This is a genomic window from Mycolicibacterium brumae (assembly GCF_025215495.1).
Taxonomy (GTDB): Bacteria; Actinomycetota; Actinomycetes; order Mycobacteriales; family Mycobacteriaceae; genus Mycobacterium; species Mycobacterium brumae.
The window spans coordinates 2,431,804-2,448,743 of record NZ_CP104302.1; the positions used below are offsets into that span (position 1 = coordinate 2,431,804).

Below are 16,940 nucleotides of genomic sequence, written 5' to 3' on the forward strand. Positions count from 1 at the left end.
AAACCTCAACGCTGCCCGTCCCACCACTCGTCGGCGATCTCACCGCGTGCCACCAGCTCCGACGGCCCGCTCAGATAGCTGGTCGTCTCGGTGATCCGCACCGTCACGGTCCCGCCGGGGATGCCGACGGTGATGGTTCCGGTGTCGGCGCCCAGGTGCTCCAGCGCGGCGGCGGCGGCTGCGACGGTGCCGGTGCCACAGGACCGGGTCTCCCCCACCCCGCGCTCGTTGACCCGCATCCGCACGGCGTCATCGACCGGCGCGGTGAGCACCTCGATATTGACGCCCTGCGGGAACTGCGCCGAGTCGAATGACACCGGGCCGCCCACGTCCAGGGCGGCCAGCTCGGCGACGCTCAGCTCCGGGTCCACGCAGGCCAGGTGCGGGTTTCCGACGTCGACTCCGACGCCGGTGAACTCGCGCCCGCCGACGGTCGCCGAACCGACGCCGGTGCGCCGCGCGACGCCCATGTCGACGGTGACCTCGGCACGCACCTGTCCGACGTTGGAGAGCCGCACCGGGCGCGGCCCGGCGAGGGTCCCGACGACGAACTCGGTGCGGGTCTCCAGCCCGCTGGCCACCAGGTAATGCGCGAACACCCGCACCCCGTTGCCGCACATCTCGGCGATCGAGCCGTCGGCATTGCGGTAGTCCATGAACCAGTCCCCGGACGCGAGCGCCTCGGCGCGGGCGATGCCCACCCCGGCGTCGCGGGCGGCGCCGATGCGAGTGACCCGCAGGATGCCGTCGGCGCCCAGTCCGCGGCGGCGGTCGCACAGCGCGGAAACCGCTTCGCGGGTCAGGTCGAGCCGGGCGGCCAGGTCGGGCAGCACCACGAAGTCGTTCTGGGTGCCGTGTCCCTTGGCGAATTCCACCTGCTCAGGATACTTCCCGCCACGCCGCCAGCGCGGTCGCGGCGTTCTCCGGCGCCCCCGAGGTCAGCCAGCGCACCCGCGGGTCGCGCCGGAACCAGGAGCGTTGCCGGCGGACGTAGCGGCGGGTGCCGATGAAGGTCGGCTCCTGCGCTGCTGACCCGTCGCCGCCGTCGTCCAGGTCGGCGATCACCTGGGCGTAGCCCAGCGCGCGGGACGCTGTCACGCCGTCGCGCAGTCCGACCGTGAGCAACTCGCGGACCTCGCCGACCAGGCCGGTGTCGAACATGGTCGCCGTGCGGGTCCGCAGTCGCTGGTCCAAAACCTCGGTGTCGCAGTCCAATCCGAGGATCAGCGTGTTCCAGCGGGGCGCGGCGCCGATGACCGGAGCGGAAGCGGCGAACGGCTGGCCGGTGATTTCGACGACCTCCAGCGCCCGGACGACGCGCCGCCCGTCGGTGTTGCGGATGTTCGCGGCGGCATCGGGGTCGACGAGGGCGAGTTCGGCATGCAGGGCGGCCACCCCGACCTGCGCGAGCCGGGCTTCCCAGCGGGCCCGCACGGTGGGGTCGGTGGCCGGGAAGCTCCAGTCGTCCAGCAGCGACTGCAGGTACAGCATCGATCCTCCGACGATCAGCGGGACCGCGCCGCGCGCGATGATCGCCTCCACATCGGCGGCGGCCGCGGCCTGATAGTTGGCGACGGTCGCGGTTTCGGTGATCTCCAGGACGTCGAGCTGGTGGTGGGCGATGTCGCGGCGCTGCCCGACCGGCAGTTTCGCGGTGCCGATGTCCATGCCGCGGTAGAGCTGCATGGCGTCGGCGTTGACCACCTCCGCGGTCAGCCCGTCGGCGGCCAGCCGTTCGGCGATGTCCAGGGCAAGTTCGGATTTGCCGGTCCCGGTCGGGCCGATGACGGCTATCGGTCGCACGGCGCGGGCTCCCCGGGAAGCCAGATCCCAGCGAAGTACCCCACGCCCAGGGGGGCGCCGCGATACAGCTCTCGTGCCTCCCACTGCGACCGGCCGGCCAGCCCGGACAGCACCGCCAGCGGCGCGCGCCCGACGACGGCGTCGGGGAGATCCGCGAGCGCGGCGGCGTCCGCGGCGGCCAGCGCCGCGTCGAGATCGCGCTGGATCGCTTCGGCGCCCGGGTCGAATCCTCCGGGCGCCGCCGGGGTCAGCGTCGCGCAACCGTCGGCGACGATCAACACCCCGATGCGCTGCGGAGATCGGTCGAATTCGGCGCGCAGTTGCGCCCCGGCGGCCACGGCCTCGCCTGCGGGGATGTCGGCCGGGAAGCATCGAACCTCGGCGGTGGCGGCCGGGTCGACCCGGCCGCGGATCCAGCCGGTGATCAGCGCGCACAGCGGCAGTTCTGTGACCGGCGCGTCGGCCCGCGCGGACAGCGACACCGTGACGTCGGCGCCGTACCCGCCGAAGGAGCCGACCGCGCCGCCGTCGATCACCGCCGGGGATCCGGTCCCCACCGCCACCCACCGCGGCGGCAACGCGCCGGCCGCGGCCAGCGCCGCGGCGCGCAGTTCGGTGAATTCGCCGGCGGCGGAGCCGACCAGTTCGGGCACCAGCACTGGCGGCGACGGGATGATCGCGATGGCCGTCAGCACGGGGTCAACGTTATCGCCCGGCCGGCGCCGCGCCCTTCGCAGCGTCCTCGGCGGCTTCTGCGTCCTGCATGGCGGTGGCCTCGACTCGGGCCAGCCGAGCGGTCGCGATCACCATCACCACCACCGTGGCGCCCAACAGCCACCAGCCGGAGTTCCCCGGGTGCAGGGTCTCGCCCAGCACGAACACGCCGAGCAGCGATCCGACCATCGGCTCGGTGATCGTCATCGTGGGCAGCGACGCGGTCAGCGCGCCGGCCCGGAACGACGCCTGCTGCCAGGCGGTGCCGCCGATGGCGACAAGCACCCAGGCGTAGAGCTCCGGGGAGGTGAGCACGGCCATCGGGCCGGAGCCGAAGAGTTCGACCATGCCCTTGGTCAGCACCGCGAAGACGCCCCACAGGCTCCCGGACACCAGGCCCAGCAGCACCGCCCGCACCGCGCCGGACCAGATCCGGGCGCCGATCAGGCAGGCGATGGCCGTCGGGACCAGGATCGCCGCGACGATCGTCCAGGTCTCCAGGGACGCCCGCGCCGCGCCCGGAGTGGGCTTGCCGACGGTGACGATCACCGAGATCGACGCGGCCAGCAGCACCGCCCACACCCATTCGCCGGCCGGCACCGCGCGGTGGGTCACCCGCGCGTTGATGATCAGGGCGAACAACAGCGAGGTGACCATCAGGGACTGCACCATCAGCACCGAGCCGAGCCCGAGGGCGGCGGCCTGGCAGCCGAAGCCGAGCGCGGCGATCAGGCTGCCGCGCCACCACGGCCAGTCCCGCAGCAGTTTGCCGAGCAGTTCGAAGGTGCCGACGGGCTCGTCGGTGACGGCGTGCGCGGCCCGCTGATGCAGCACATTGCCGATGCCGATGAACAGCGCGGCGGCCAGCGCGAGCAGCGCGGACGCGATCCCTGAGGTGGACACGATCTGCCAGGCAACCAGCCCGGCGACGCCGACGCAACTCCACATTCGTGACGCGCCGGGCGCCTGCCTGCTTGAATGGTGCGGTACCCGGGCGTGTTGTCACGGTCCGGTTGGCGCCGCAATGCGCGGCAGTGCGCGGAAGGTCCGCGCGACGGCAGGGACGAGGTTCGAAGATGACCACACCGGATTCGACGCAGGACACCCCGGAGGCCACCGCCACGGCGGAGGCCCCCGCTGCCACCTCCGCACCCACCCCCGCGCCCCGCCCGGGCCCGCGGCCCGGTCCGAAACCGGGCCCCAAGCCCGGCCCGCATCCGAGCGCGCCGGTGCTCACCACATTGGCCAGTGATCCACGCCGGCACGGCCGCGTCGACGCCGACGGCACGGTGTGGCTGATCACCGCCGACGGTGAGCGCGTCATCGCGACCTGGCAGGCCGGCGACGCCGACGCCGCCTATGAGCATTTCGGCCGCCGCTATGACGACCTGGCCACCGAGGTGGCGCTGCTGGAACGACGGCTGGCTTCCGGCGCCGGGGATGCCCGAAAGATCGGCGCCGCCGCCGCGCACCTGATCGAGACGCTGCCAGAAGCGCATGTGCTCGGCGACGTCGACGCGTTGCGGGCCCGGCTGGCGGTGCTGGCCGAACACGCCGGGGAGGCCGCCGAAGCCGCCCGCGCCGAACGGGAACAGCGGCGCGCCGAGCAGACCGCCCGTAAGGAAGCCCTCGCGGCCGAGGCGGAGGACCTGGCCGCCAACTCCACCCAGTGGAAGTCCGCCGGCGAGCGGTTCAAGACCATCCTCGATGAGTGGAAGGCCATCTCCGGGCTGGACCGCAAGACCGACGACCTGCTGTGGAAGCGGTTCTCCGCGGCGCGGGAGTCGTTCAACCGGCGCCGCGGCACCCACTTCGCCGAGTTGGATCGGGGCCGCGCCGGGGTGCGCAAGGCCAAGACCGAACTGTGCGAGCGCGCCGAAGCGCTGGCCGCCTCGACCGACTGGGCCGCCACCAGCTCCGCGTTCCGCAATCTGCTGACCGAGTGGAAGGCCGCCGGGCGCACCACCCGCGACATCGACGACGCGCTGTGGAAGCGGTTCAAGGCGGCCCAGGACACCTTCTTCACCGCCCGCAACGCCCAGAGCGCCGAGCGGGAAGCGGAGCTCACCGCCAACGCCGAGGCCAAGGAGCAGTTGCTGGCCGAGGCGGAGAAGATCGACGTGTCCAACCGCAAGGCGGCCCGCGCCGCGTTGCGCGCCATCACCGACAAGTGGGACGAGTTGGGCCGGGCGCCGCGCGAGCGGGCCGCCGAGCTGGAGCGACGGCTGCGCGTGGTGGAGAAGAAGATCCGGGACGCCGAGGAGTCCGATCGGCCCGATCCGGAGGCTCAGGCCCGCGCCGAGCAGTTCATCGCCCGCGCCGAGCAGTTCGAGAAGCAGGCCGCCAAGGCCGAGGCGGCCGGTCGTGCCAAGGAGGCCGAGCAGGCTCGGGCCAGCGCCGCGCAGTGGCGGGACTGGGCGCAGACGGCGACCCAGGCGGTCAGCAAGAAGCGCTAGGAGCGGCTCAGTCGGGGCTTGATGCGCTGAGCCCGCTGCGCAAAGCCTCCGTGCCTCCGGCTTTGCTTGCGACTCAGTCGGGGTGGGTGGCCGCGTGGAGTTTGCGGCCGCGCCGGCGATAACCCCAGACGAGGTAGGCCACCAGGGCGCCCATCGCGGCGCCGGCGATCGCGCCCCACAGGCTCGCGCCGCGGAATGCGGGCGCGTCGACGTCCATGACCCGCTCTCCGGCGTGCGCGGCGTTGCCGGTGCCCAGCACCACGGCCAGGGTCAGCAGGTTCGGCACCGCGGCCACCGCCGCGCCGATCAGGCAGGCGATGGTGGGCACGTTGTTCCAGCGCCGCCGCCACAGGATCGCGAACACCACCAGCACGATCGGCACCACGGTGCAGACGAACCCGATGGTCAGCCCGATCCCGACGCCGCCGCTGAACGAGCCGCCGACGCGGTGCCCGATCTGCTGGGCCCACCAGCGCGGCAGGAACGCCGCGCCCAGGAAGTACGCGCCGATCAGCAGCGCCACCGTGATCAGAATCAGCGCGCCCTTGCGCAGCCAGGACTGCGCCCGGTCACCCGGGCCGGGGGTTTGCTCCGCGTTCGTCATACGGCGAGCTTATTTGCCGTCGTCGTCATCCGGGTCGATTGACTCCAGCAAAGTTCTGCCCTGCTCGGCGGCGGCTTGCGCACGACGGTGCTCCTCGTCGGCCATCTGCGCCGCGGTGCGCGACCACACCACCCGGATCCAGTGGAAGGTGAGCAGCAGGATCGCGAACCAGGTGACATAGAGCCCGATGGCGGGCCCCGGCAGGCCGGCGGCCGCGGTCTGACGGCTCCACACCGCGAACATGCCCAGCGGGCAGGCGATCGCCGAACCGGCCACCGCGACCCAGGCCACCCCCCAGCGCCGGGTCAGCAGCGCCAGCATGGAGAACCCGATGCCGAACACCAGCACCAACCAGCAGAACACCCGGTGCGGCAGCGCGGCGTGGATCGCCTGTGCCTTCTCGTTATAGGCCAGGATGTCGACGCCGCGGGCGTCGCCGGCCTGTGGCAGCAGCAGCATCCCGATGAGCAGCACGAACACCAGCACCGCGACGATGACGGCCCGCATGCCCGGGTCGATCTCGCGGGCCACCCGGCGCTCGGCGTCCTTCAGTTCGCTGCGGAACTCGTCGAACCCGTTCTCGCCGCCGCTCATCTAGGAACACCCGCTTCCGCAGCTCGACAGCGCCGGTTGCGGCGCGGGCCGGCCCAGCCCCGGCATGCCCAGGCCGACGCGTTTCACTCCTGTCACCGGCCGCTGGCCGGCCTCGTGCGCGTCGCCGGCGCGGGTGCGACGGTGACTCAGCACGCCGCCGTCGGCGACCAGATGGTGCGGCGCGGCCGCGGTCACCTGCGCAGTCACGATGTCGCCGGGCCGGATGCCGTCGACGTCGCCGGGCGCGAAGTGCACCAGCCGGCCGTCCCGGGCGCGGCCGGTCAGCCGGGCGGTGGCGGTGTCCTTGCGGCCCTCCCCGGCGGCCACCAGCAGCTCCACCGTCCGCCCGACCTGCTCGGCGTTGCCCGCCATGCAGATCCGTTCCTGCAGTTCGATCAACCGGCCATAGCGCTCCTTGACCACTTCGGGCGGAACCTGGTCGGCCAGCGTGGCAGCCGGGGTGCCGGGGCGCTTGGAGTACTGGAAGGTGAACGCGCTGGCGAACCGGGCCCGCTCGACGACATCGAGGGTGGCCTGGAAGTCCTCCTCGGTCTCACCCGGGAAGCCGACGATGAGGTCGGTTGTGATCGCCGCGTGCGGCATCTTCTCGCGCACCCGGTCGATGATGCCCAGGAACTTCTCGGCGCGGTAGGACCGCCGCATGGCCTTGAGGATCCGGTCGGAGCCGGACTGCAGCGGCATGTGCAACTGCGGGCAGATGTTGGGAGTCGCGGCCATCGCGTCGATGACGTCGTCGGTGAACTCGGCCGGATGCGGCGAGGTGAACCGCACCCGCTCCAGGCCGTCGATGTTCCCGCAGGCGCGCAGCAGTTTCGCGAACGCCCCACGGTCCCGCGGGAGCTCGGGGTCGGCGAAGGACACGCCGTAAGCGTTGACGTTCTGCCCGAGCAGCGTCACCTCCAGCACGCCCTGGTCGACCAGCGCCTGCACCTCGGCCAGGATGTCGCCGGGGCGACGGTCGACTTCCTTGCCGCGCAGCGACGGCACGATGCAGAACGTGCAGGTGTTGTTGCAGCCCACCGAGATCGACACCCACGCGGCGTACGAGGACTCCCGGGCCGCCGGCAGATCCGACGGGAACTCCTCCAGCGCGTCGATGATCTCGACCTGCGCGGCGCGATTGTGCCGCGCCCGGTCCAGCAGCGCCGGCAGAGACCCGATGTTGTGCGTGCCGAACACCACGTCGACCCAGGGCGCGCGGTCCAGCACGCTCGCCCGGTCCTTCTGCGCCAGGCACCCGCCGACGGCGATCTGCATGCCCGGATCGGCCTGCTTGCGCGGGGCCAGGTGGCTGAGGTTGCCGTAGAGCTTGTTGTCCGCGTTTTCCCGGACCGCGCAGGTGTTGAACACCACCACGTCGGCGTCGTCGCCGTCGGCCGCGCGCCGGTAGCCGGCGTCCTCGAGCAGCCCGGACAACCGCTCGGAGTCGTGCACGTTCATCTGACAGCCGTAGGTGCGGACCTGGTAGGTGCGTGGGGCCGCTGAAGTCACCCGTCCATGTTACGGAGACTGCGGTAAGGGTAAAAATCGCCGCATACGCCGCGAAATCCGCCGGAGTCCTGGGTAGGGTCCTGCGCATGGAGGACAACGGCGCCGTTCCGATGATCTCTATCCGGGGCGTGAACAAGCATTTCGGGGACCTGCACGTCCTCAAGGACATCAACCTGGACATCGGCCGCGGCGAGGTCGTGGTGGTGCTGGGTCCGTCGGGCTCCGGGAAATCCACCCTGTGCCGGACCATCAACCGGTTGGAAACCATCGACTCCGGCTCCATCGCGATCGACGGCGTGGAACTGCCCGAAGAGGGCAAAAAACTCGCGCAACTGCGCTCGGACGTCGGGATGGTCTTCCAGTCGTTCAACCTGTTCGCGCACAAGACGATCGTGGACAACGTCACGCTCGCCCCGATCAAGGTGCGCGGCGTGGACAAGGCCACCGCCCGCAAGAAGGCGATGGAGCTGCTGGAGCGGGTCGGGGTGGCCAACCAGGCCGACAAGTACCCGGCGCAGCTTTCCGGCGGCCAGCAGCAGCGGGTGGCGATCGCCCGATCGCTGGCGATGACGCCGAAGGCGATCCTGTTCGACGAGCCGACCAGCGCCCTGGACCCGGAGATGGTCAACGAGGTGCTCGGTGTGATGACGTCGCTGGCGTCCGAGGGCATGACGATGGTGGTGGTGACCCACGAGATGGGCTTCGCCCGCCGCGCCGCCAACCGGGTGGTGTTCATGGCAGACGGCGCGGTGGTCGAAGACGCCGCGCCGGATGAGTTCTTCTCCAATCCCAGCTCCGCGCGGGCCCGGGACTTCCTCGGCAAGATCCTCAACCACTAGCGCGGGAGGGAGCATGTCCATGGCGTCTCGCCCGGCGCGCCTGCTCGCGCTAGTGCTGCTCGCGGTGCTGGTCCCCCTCGGGCTGGCGTCGTGCTCCAGCGGCGGCGGCAACATGATCACCGTCGGCACCAAATTCGACCAACCGGGCCTGGCCGCGAAGCTGCCCGACGGCTCACTGGCCGGGTTCGACGTCGACGTGGCCACCTACGTGGCCGGGGAACTCGGCTACTCCCCCGACCAGATCGACTGGAAGGAAGCGCCGTCGGCGCAGCGCGAGACGCTGATCCAGAACGGCCAGGTCGACTACATCGTCGCCACCTATTCGATCACCGACGCCCGGAAGCAGAAGGTGGCCTTCGCCGGGCCGTACCTGGTCACCGGGCAGGGTCTGCTGGTCCGCGCCGACAACACCGACATCACCGGCCCGGACTCGCTGCAGAACAACAAGAAACTCTGCTCGGTCACCGGATCGACTCCGGCGCAACGGATCAAGGACAAGTACCCGGGCGTGCAGTCGCAGTCCTACGACACGTACTCGGCGTGTCTGGAGGCGCTGCGCAACGGAATCCTGGACGCGTTGAGCACCGACGAGGTGATCCTGGCCGGTTACGCCGCCCAGTACCCCGGCGAGTTCAAGCTCGTCGGCGAGCCGTTCTCGGTGGAGAACTACGGCATCGGCCTGCACAAGGAGGACCTCGAGCTGCGCGAGAAGATCAACGCGGCGATCGAGAAGATGATCAGCACCGGCGCCTGGCAGCAGGCCTTTGAGCGCAACCTCGGCCCGGCCGGCATGCCGGTGCCCGCCGCGCCGGAGGTGGACCGGTACAGCAGCGTCGACGCCGTCGCGGCCGTCGACCTGTGGGGCCAGTACGGCGGAAAGATCCTGCGGGCGTTCTGGGTGACCATCCAGCTGGCGGTGTTCTCCGCGATCGGCGCGTTGGTCATCGGCACCGTGCTGGCGGCGATGCGTTTGTCCCCGGTGCCGGTGCTGTCCTGGCTGGGCACCGCCTACGTCAACATCGTGCGCAACACCCCGCTGACCCTGATCCTGTTGTTCTGCTCCTTCGGGTTGGCTCAGACCATGGGCGTAACCCTGGCCCACTCGGATTCGCCAACCTTCGTGGTGGACAGCAACTTCCGCCTCGCGGTGCTCGGATTGAGCGTCTACACCGCGGCTTTCGTGTGCGAGACCCTGCGCTCGGGCATCAACACCATCCCGCTCGGCCAGGCGGAGGCGGCCCGGTCCCTGGGCCTGACCTTCAGCCAGAACCTGCGATTGATCTTGTTGCCGCAGGCGTTTCGCGCGGTGCTGGTGCCGCTGGGTTCGGTGCTCATCGCGTTGGTGAAGAACACCACCATCGCCTCGGCGATCGGGGTGGCCGAGGCCGCGCTGCTGATGAAGGAGATGATCGAGAACACCGCGATGCTGCTGGTGGTCGGCTCGATCTTCGCCGTTGGGTTCATCATCCTGACGCTGCCGTTGGGGTTGTTATTCGGCAAACTCGGCAACCGATGGGCGGTGCTGCGATGAGCGAGCGACGTTTTTCCGCGAGCGAACTCGCAGCGGGAGGGCAGAGCCGATGAGCGGTTCGGTCCTGTTCGACGCCCCCGGGCCCCGCGCTCGCAAGCGCAACCGGTTGATTTCGCTGGCGGTGCTGGTCGTCGCGGTCGGCGTGGTGTCGGGGGTGCTGTCGCGGCTGTCCGACAAGGGTCAGTTGGCCGCTGCCAAGTGGGAACCCTTCCTGACCGCCGACCTGTGGCAGACCTACGTGTGGCCCGGCGTCCAGGGCACCCTGAGCGCGGCCGCGTTGTCGGTGGTGCTGGCCGGCATCCTCGGCGTCGCGCTCGGTGTGGCGCGGATGTCGCCGAATTCCTGGCTTCGCCGGCCGGCCGCGGTAATCGTCGAGTTCTTCCGCGCGGTGCCGGTGCTGATCATGATGATCTTCGCCTACTTCCTGTTCGCGCTGTACGACGTGTTCCCGTCCAAGCAGCTGGCGCTGGCCGGCGTGGTCACCGGCCTGACGCTCTACAACGGCGCGGTGATCGCCGAGATCATCCGCACCGGGGTGCGCTCACTGCCGCGCGGCCAGACCGAGGCGGCCTCCTCGCTGGGCCTGAGCTGGTGGCAGACCACCCGGATCATCCAGCTGCCGCAGGCCATCGCCTCGATGCTGCCGGTGCTGATCTCCCAGCTGGTGGTGGTGCTCAAGGACACCGCGATCGGCTACCAGATCACCTTCATGGAGATGGTCCGCCAGGGCACCGTGATCGGCTCCAACTACGGCAACTACCTGCCGGCGCTGTTCGTCATCGCGGTGCTGATGATCGCGGCGAACTTCGGGCTGTCCGCGCTGGCGGTGTGGATCGAGAGACGGATGCGGCGATCCAAACGGGCGCCGGAGCCGCTGGACGCCGAGTCGATGGACGCCGGGGACTGACCGCTGATGGCCGGCGGCGATCCGGGGCGCACGCAGACGCTGGATGAGTCGCTGCTCGTCGACCCGGAGTCCGACGACCGGCCGGTTCGGGATTTCCTGCGCTCCTCCCCCGGGCGCATCGCGCTGATCGCCGTCGTGCTGATCGGGGCACTGCTGCTGGTGGGCGCCGCGGCGTCGAAGACGACGTTCGACCGGCAGGGCCGGTTGGAGACGCTGAGGTCCCACACCGAGCCGCTGGCGCACGCTTCCCAAGCCATCTATGTGGCGCTGTCGGAGGCCAACACCGCCGCCGCGACCGCGTTCCTGAGCGGCGGCGTCGAATCGCCTGCGGTGCGGGCTCGCTACGACAAGGCGATCGGGTCGGCGACGGCGAGTCTGATCACCGCCGCGAACGGGGTGTCGATCGATGACGGCGAATCGCTGCGGCTGCTCACCGATATCTCCAATCAGCTCGCCGTGTACACCGGCGTCGCGGCCACCGCGCGGGCCAACAACCGCTCCGGATGGCCGATCGGGGTCGGCTACCTGTCGGAATCCTCGTCGATGATGACCGACGGCATCCTGCCCGACGCCCAGGAGTTGCACCGGATTCAATCCGAGCAGGTGCTGGCCTCCGACGGTTCCGCGGGTGTGGCGCCCGCCGCGGTGCTGGCCGCAATCGCGGTGCTGGCGTTGCTGATCGGCGCGCAGGTCTACCTGGCCCGGCTCAGCCGACGCCGGTTCAATCCCGGGCTGGTGGCCGCCACGGCGCTGGTGGGCGCCCTGGTGCTCTGGCTGGTGGTGGCCGGGACGCTGTCGGCGCGTTCGGCGGCCGGCGCCCGCTCCGACGGCGGGGAACCGCTGGGTGAGGCGGTGTCGGCGCGGATTCTGGTGCAGCAGGCCCGCGCGCAGGAGATCCTCGGGCTGCTCAACCGCGGCGCCGGGGATGACCCCGACCGGGGATTCGACACCCTCACCGACGAGTTGGCGCAGCGGTTGGCGCAGCGTCCCGCCGAGGGCGCCGCCGACGCGCTGGACGCCTGGGTGCGCGCCAACCACCGGATGCGCGAACTACTCGCCGACGGTGACTACCCGGCGGCGGTGGCGGTGGCCCGCGATGACGCCCCGGGCGACGCGGCGCCCGCGTTCACCCGGCTCGACACCGCGCTGCGCGATCAGGTCGCCGAGTTGCGGGCCCGCCAGCACGACGGCATCACGCACGCCTACACCGCGCTGGACGGGTTGCCGTTCGGCGCCGCGGCCATCGGCATCCTGGCGGCGCTCGCGGTCGCCGGCGGGGTGGGCCCACGACTGAGCGAGTACCACTGATGCGCGCCCTGTCCGTCGTGGCCGCGGCGGTGCTGCTGGCCGGGTGTTCATCGGCGCCTCCGCTCCCGGACACGCCGGTGTCGCGGACCACGCTGCCGCTGCCCGCCGGCGCGGAATTCGTCGACTCCGCGCCCGGCGAGGCGGCCGAGGCGTGCGACGCCACCGCCAGCCTGCGCCCCGCCGCCCCGGAGGGCCCGACCATCGACGCGATCCGGGCGCGCGGCCGGTTGGTCGCGGGCGTGGATCAGAGCACCAACCTGTTCAGCTTCCGCGACCCGCGTTCCGGGGAACTGCAGGGCTTCGACGTCGACATCGCCCGGGAGGTCGCCCGCGAGGTGCTCGGCGACCCGAACAAGGTGGACTTCCGGCTGATCGCCGAGCCGGACCGGATCACCGCGGTGGAACGCGGCGAGATCGACATCCTCGTCAAGGCCACCACCATCACCTGCCCGCGCGCCGAGCGGATCGCGTTCTCCAGCGTGTATTTCACCGCGCAGCAACGACTGTTGGTTCCCCAGGGCTCCGGCGTCGACGGGCCCGACGACCTGGCCAGCCGGGTCGTGTGCTCCGGGCTGGACACCACGTCGATGGCCACCGTCGCGCGGGTGGCGCCGGAGGCGAAGCTGCTGGGCGTGCAGAACTGGGACGACTGCCTGGTGGCGTTGCAGCAGGGGCAGGCCGACGCGGTCAGCACCGATGACTCAATCCTGGCCGGGATGGCCGCCCAGGACCCTAATCTGGAGATTGTCGGCCCCAGCCTGGAGGCCGAACCGTACGGGGTCGGCGTGAACAAGTCGCAGGAGGATCTGGTGCGCGCGGTCAATGCCAGCCTGGAGCGCATCCGCGCGGACGGGACCTGGATGCGGTTCTACAACCGGTGGCTGTCGGTGCTCGGCCCGCTCGCCGCGCCCCCGGCCGCTAAGTACCGGGACTGAGTCGTGGCCGGCGAGGAGGGCACCCGCGCGGTTCTGGTCACCGGCGCCGAGCCGGGGTCCGAGCCGGTGTCGGTTCCCACCAAGGTCGAGTTGACCCGGCCCCGGTTGCGCGCCGGGCGGCGGCTCATCGGCGACGGACTGGTCGAGATCCCGATCCGGGAGGACATCGCGCCGGCCAGCGCGATCCTGGCGAATCCGGTGCTGCCGGAAGCCAAAAGGGACTGCCCGGGTTGCGGGAAACCCGTCGGCCGCGGTTCCGGTGGCAAACCCGGCGCCAGCGAGGGCATCTGCGGCCACTGCGGCGCGTTGTTCTCGTTCACCCCGCAGTTGGAGTCCGGCGATCTGGTGGCCGGGCAGTACGACGTGCAGGGCTGCATCGCGCACGGCGGTGTGGGCTGGATCTATCTGGCGCTGGACCGCAATGTCAGCGACCGGTGGGTGGTGCTCAAGGGGCTCTTGCAGCCCGGCGGTGAGCAGGCCCAGGCCATCGCGGTGGCCGAGCGGCAGTTCCTGGCAATGGCCAATCATCCGGGCATCGTGAAGATCTACAACTTCGTCGAGCACCCCGGGTTCGACGGCGCGCCGATCGGCTACATCGTGATGGAGTACCTGGGCGGGCAGACGCTACAGGAGATGCTCGCATCGGCGAAGATGCCGGTCGAGCAGGCGCTGGCGTACCTGTTGGAGGTGATCCCGGCGCTGGCGTACCTGCATTCGCTGGGGCTGATCTACAACGACCTCAAACCCGACAACATCATGCTCACCGAAGACAATATCGAGCTGATCGACATGGGCGCGGTGTCCGGGGTCGGAGATTTCGGATACATCTACGGCACGAAGGGATTTCAGGCCCCGGAGATCGTCAAGACCGGCCCGACGGTCGCCACCGACATCTACACGGTCGGCCGCACGCTGGCGAAGCTGACGGTGGATCTGTCCGACCCGAAGTACGCCGAATCGCTGCCCACCCCGGAGCAGGAGCCGCTGTTCGAACGTTACGAGTCGTTCTACCGGCTGCTGCTGCGCGCGACGAATCCTCGTCCGGCGCACCGGTTCTCCTCCGCCGAGGAAATGGCCACCCAGTGCAAGGGCGTGCTGCGCGAGATCCTCGCCGACCAGACCGGCGTCCCGCACCCGGGCGCTTCGGAGCTGTTCAGCCCGCCGCGGCGCACCTTCGGGGCGACGCTGGCGCTGACGCCCACCGACGTGCTGACCGACGGTCGCCGGCATGAGGCCCGCCTGACGGTCGACGACATCACCGCGGCGCTGCCCAAACCACTGGCCACCGAGGACCCGGACGTCGACTGGCGCTACGACTGGGAGGACGCGCTGGAGGCCCTCGACGCCGGGAACCTGAAATCCGCGCGGGCTTGCTTCGAGCGGGTGGTGGCCGCGCTGCCCGGCGAGGCCGCGCCGAAACTCGCCTCGGCCGCCACCGCCGAGTTGACGCTCGAGGACGGTCCGGCCGCCGGGGCCGCCACCGAGCCGCGAAGCTCGGCCGAGCGGCACTACCGCACGCTGTGGCGCACCGACCGGGCCATGGTCAGCGCGGCGTTCGGGCTGGCCCGGATGTTGGTGGCCCGCGGTGAGCGACGGGATGCCATCGAGGTGCTCGACCAGGTGCCGGTGACCTCTCGCCACCACGCCGAAGCGCAGTTGACCGCGGTGCTGATCCTGCTCGGCGACCGCGACGCCGCCGGGTTGACCGAGGCCGACCTGCGCGACGCCGCGTCCCGGGTGAGCTTGTTGTCAGAGACCGATCCGCGGGTGCCACAGATCCGGGCGTTGACGCTGGGCGCCGCGCTGGACTGGCTGCGCGCCGGCGGGCAGCCCGGCGACCAGCCGCTGCTGGACCGGCCGTTCGACCAGGCCGGGTTGCGCGCCGGGATCGAGGACACGCTGCGCGAGCTGGCCCGGCACTCGCCCCGCCAGCGGCACCGCTACAACCTGGTCGATCTGGCGAACACCTTGCGTTCGCCGAGCTGGATGTGAGCCCCGGGGCTACACCCGCCGGCGCTCCCGCTCGCCCTGTAGCGCCACTTTGACCACGTCGAACGCCATGCCCTGGCTGTAGCCGCGGCGGGCCAGCATGCCGACAAGCTGGCGCAGGATCTTCTGGTCGTCGCCGTCGTCGAGGCGTTCCCGGCGCAGTTTGGCCGCCACCAGTTCTTCGGCGCGGCGGCGCTCGCTGTCGGCGTCCACGCCGGCCAGCGCGGCGTCGATGAGCTCGGCGTCGACACCCTTGTTGCGCAGTTCGACGGCCAGCGCGCGTTTGCCCTTACCGGCGTTGAGCTGCCGGGAGCGCACCCATTCGGCGGCGAACTCGGCGTCGTTGATCAGCCCGGCCCGGGTCAGCCGGCCCAGCACGGTCTCGATCACCTCGCCGGCATAGCCGCGCCGGGTCAGCCGGTCGGTCAGCTCCGCGCGGGTGCGAGCCCGCACGCCGAGCAGGCGGACGCAGGCCTCCTGGGCCTGCGCCACCCGCTTGGCGGGGTCGGCGGGGTCGACGGGCCCGTCGGACTCGTCGACCCCGGGGGGCTCAGAAGTCGACGGGCGCCGGGACCGGGTCATCGGTCAACTCGTCGCCCAGCACCGCCCCGATGCCGAGCTTCTCCTTGATCTTCTTCTCGATCTCGTCGGCGATCTCCGGGTTGGCCAGCAGGTAGTTGCGGGCGTTCTCCTTGCCCTGGCCCAGCTGCTCGCCCTCGTAGGTGTACCAGGAGCCGGACTTGCGGATGAAGCCCTGATCCACACCCATGTCGATCAGCGAGCCCTCCTTGGAGATACCCTTGCCGTACAGGATGTCGAACTCGGCCTGCTTGAACGGCGGCGAAACCTTGTTCTTGACGACCTTGACCCGGGTGCGGTTGCCGACCGCGTCGGTGCCGTCCTTGAGGGTCTCGATCCGCCGGACGTCCATCCGCACCGAAGCGTAGAACTTCAGCGCCTTTCCGCCGGTGGTCGTTTCGGGCGAGCCAAACATGACTCCGATCTTTTCCCGGAGCTGGTTGATGAAGATGGCGGTGGTGCCCGAATTGTTCAGCGCGCCGGTCATTTTCCGCAGCGCCTGGCTCATCAGGCGGGCCTGCAGGCCGACGTGGCTGTCGCCCATCTCACCCTCGATCTCGGCGCGCGGCACCAGGGCGGCCACCGAGTCGATGACCAGGATGTCCAGCGCGCCGGAGCGGATCAGCATGTCGGCGATCTCCAGCGCCTGCTCACCGGTGTCGGGCTGGGAGACCAGCAGCGCGTCGGTGTCCACGCCGAGGGCACGGGCGTACTCCGGGTCCAGCGCGTGCTCGGCGTCGATGAAGGCCGCGATGCCGCCGGCGGCCTGGGCGTTGGCCACCGCGTGCAGCGCGACGGTGGTCTTACCCGAGGATTCCGGGCCGTAGATCTCAACGACGCGGCCGCGCGGCAGACCGCCGATGCCCAGCGCCACGTCCAGCGCGATCGACCCGGTCGGGATCACGGAGATGGGCTGGCGCGATTCCTCACCGAGGCGCATCACCGAGCCTTTGCCGAAGTTCTTCTCGATCTGCGCCATCGCCAGTTCGAGAGCTTTCCCGCGATCGGGAGCCTGTTGCGCCATGTCTGCCTCTTTCGGATGTTCGTGATCGGTGACCGATTGCCGGCCGGTTGGCTGTCAAGTTAGACCCGGGGTCCGACAATTCCGTTCCACCGAACTGCGCACCACTTTAACGAACAGATGTTCGACCGCAAGCGAACACGCCGCA

16 protein-coding genes and 1 pseudogene are annotated in these 16,940 nt (G+C 70.6%); 8 read left to right on the forward strand and 9 right to left on the reverse strand.

What is annotated here, in order from left to right:
• Window positions 1-5: 5 nt before the first annotated feature.
• From dapF to L2Z93_RS11785, 4 genes are read right to left on the reverse strand one after another with little or no spacing between them, the layout of a single operon-like run.
• Entirely contained in the window at window positions 6-875 is an 870-nt protein-coding gene (gene dapF, locus L2Z93_RS11770) for a diaminopimelate epimerase (protein ID WP_090584883.1), read from the reverse strand.
• Window positions 876-879: 4 nt separating this feature from the next.
• Entirely contained in the window at window positions 880-1,803 is a 924-nt protein-coding gene (miaA, locus tag L2Z93_RS11775) for a tRNA (adenosine(37)-N6)-dimethylallyltransferase MiaA (RefSeq protein ID WP_090584885.1), read from the reverse strand.
• Window positions 1,791-2,498, reverse strand: a complete 708-nt coding sequence (locus tag L2Z93_RS11780; RefSeq protein WP_090584887.1) for a class III extradiol ring-cleavage dioxygenase family protein — start codon at window positions 2,496-2,498, stop codon at window positions 1,791-1,793. The genes miaA and L2Z93_RS11780 overlap by 13 nt, the downstream gene beginning before the upstream one ends.
• 10 nt (window positions 2,499-2,508) lie before the next feature.
• The gene (locus tag L2Z93_RS11785; protein WP_165782303.1) at window positions 2,509-3,465 is read right to left on the reverse strand and encodes a DMT family transporter; all 957 of its coding nucleotides are present in this window, start codon (window positions 3,463-3,465) and stop codon (window positions 2,509-2,511) included.
• A 128-nt stretch (window positions 3,466-3,593) separates the two neighbouring features.
• Between L2Z93_RS11785 and L2Z93_RS11790 the strand changes: the two genes are divergently transcribed.
• Window positions 3,594-4,973 (forward strand): DUF349 domain-containing protein, encoded by a 1,380-nt coding sequence (locus L2Z93_RS11790; RefSeq protein WP_090584888.1) that lies wholly within the window; start codon window positions 3,594-3,596, stop codon window positions 4,971-4,973.
• Window positions 4,974-5,046: 73 nt separating this feature from the next.
• On the opposite strand, the gene L2Z93_RS11795 is transcribed toward L2Z93_RS11790, so the two are convergent.
• From L2Z93_RS11795 to miaB, 3 genes are read right to left on the reverse strand one after another with little or no spacing between them, the layout of a single operon-like run.
• Complete coding sequence (locus L2Z93_RS11795) at window positions 5,047-5,577, reverse strand: hypothetical protein (protein ID WP_128111857.1); 531 nt, start codon at window positions 5,575-5,577, stop codon at window positions 5,047-5,049.
• Window positions 5,578-5,586: 9 nt separating this feature from the next.
• Complete coding sequence (locus L2Z93_RS11800; RefSeq protein WP_090584890.1) at window positions 5,587-6,171, reverse strand: Rv2732c family membrane protein; 585 nt, start codon at window positions 6,169-6,171, stop codon at window positions 5,587-5,589.
• Window positions 6,172-7,683 (reverse strand): tRNA (N6-isopentenyl adenosine(37)-C2)-methylthiotransferase MiaB, encoded by a 1,512-nt coding sequence (gene miaB, locus L2Z93_RS11805; RefSeq protein ID WP_234785951.1) that lies wholly within the window; start codon window positions 7,681-7,683, stop codon window positions 6,172-6,174. It abuts the gene before it with no gap.
• A gap of 110 nt (window positions 7,684-7,793) precedes the next feature.
• Here miaB and L2Z93_RS11810 point away from each other — a divergent pair, with 110 nt between their 5' ends.
• The 7 genes and pseudogenes from L2Z93_RS11810 to L2Z93_RS11840 all read left to right on the forward strand — a co-directional run bounded on the left by L2Z93_RS11810 (window position 7,794) and on the right by L2Z93_RS11840 (window position 15,195).
• Entirely contained in the window at window positions 7,794-8,522 is a 729-nt protein-coding gene (locus L2Z93_RS11810; protein ID WP_162561837.1) for an amino acid ABC transporter ATP-binding protein, read from the forward strand.
• A gap of 19 nt (window positions 8,523-8,541) precedes the next feature.
• A pseudogene (locus L2Z93_RS11815) lies at window positions 8,542-9,342 on the forward strand (glutamate ABC transporter substrate-binding protein); the annotation flags it as partial.
• A gap of 36 nt (window positions 9,343-9,378) precedes the next feature.
• The gene (locus L2Z93_RS11820; RefSeq protein ID WP_275984679.1) at window positions 9,379-10,053 is read left to right on the forward strand and encodes an amino acid ABC transporter permease; all 675 of its coding nucleotides are present in this window, start codon (window positions 9,379-9,381) and stop codon (window positions 10,051-10,053) included.
• Between the two features lie 49 nt (window positions 10,054-10,102).
• On the forward strand, window positions 10,103-10,960 hold the full coding sequence (locus tag L2Z93_RS11825) for an amino acid ABC transporter permease (protein ID WP_090584896.1): 858 nt from the start codon (window positions 10,103-10,105) through the stop codon (window positions 10,958-10,960).
• A gap of 6 nt (window positions 10,961-10,966) precedes the next feature.
• Window positions 10,967-12,268, forward strand: a complete 1,302-nt coding sequence (locus L2Z93_RS11830; protein WP_090584897.1) for a GlnX family signal transduction membrane protein — start codon at window positions 10,967-10,969, stop codon at window positions 12,266-12,268.
• Window positions 12,268-13,203: a glutamate ABC transporter substrate-binding protein gene (locus L2Z93_RS11835; RefSeq protein WP_090584898.1), complete on the forward strand. Its 936-nt coding sequence runs from the start codon at window positions 12,268-12,270 to the stop codon at window positions 13,201-13,203. The genes L2Z93_RS11830 and L2Z93_RS11835 overlap by 1 nt, the downstream gene beginning before the upstream one ends.
• A 3-nt stretch (window positions 13,204-13,206) precedes the next feature.
• On the forward strand, window positions 13,207-15,195 hold the full coding sequence (locus L2Z93_RS11840; protein ID WP_090584899.1) for a serine/threonine-protein kinase: 1,989 nt from the start codon (window positions 13,207-13,209) through the stop codon (window positions 15,193-15,195).
• Between the two features lie 9 nt (window positions 15,196-15,204).
• Here the strand turns inward: L2Z93_RS11840 and recX are convergent, their stop codons facing one another.
• Both recX and recA read right to left on the reverse strand, forming a co-directional pair.
• Window positions 15,205-15,774 (reverse strand): recombination regulator RecX, encoded by a 570-nt coding sequence (gene recX, locus L2Z93_RS11845; protein WP_090584903.1) that lies wholly within the window; start codon window positions 15,772-15,774, stop codon window positions 15,205-15,207.
• Window positions 15,743-16,795: a recombinase RecA gene (recA, locus tag L2Z93_RS11850; RefSeq protein WP_090584910.1), complete on the reverse strand. Its 1,053-nt coding sequence runs from the start codon at window positions 16,793-16,795 to the stop codon at window positions 15,743-15,745. The genes recX and recA overlap by 32 nt, the downstream gene beginning before the upstream one ends.
• Window positions 16,796-16,940: the final 145 nt, after the last annotated feature.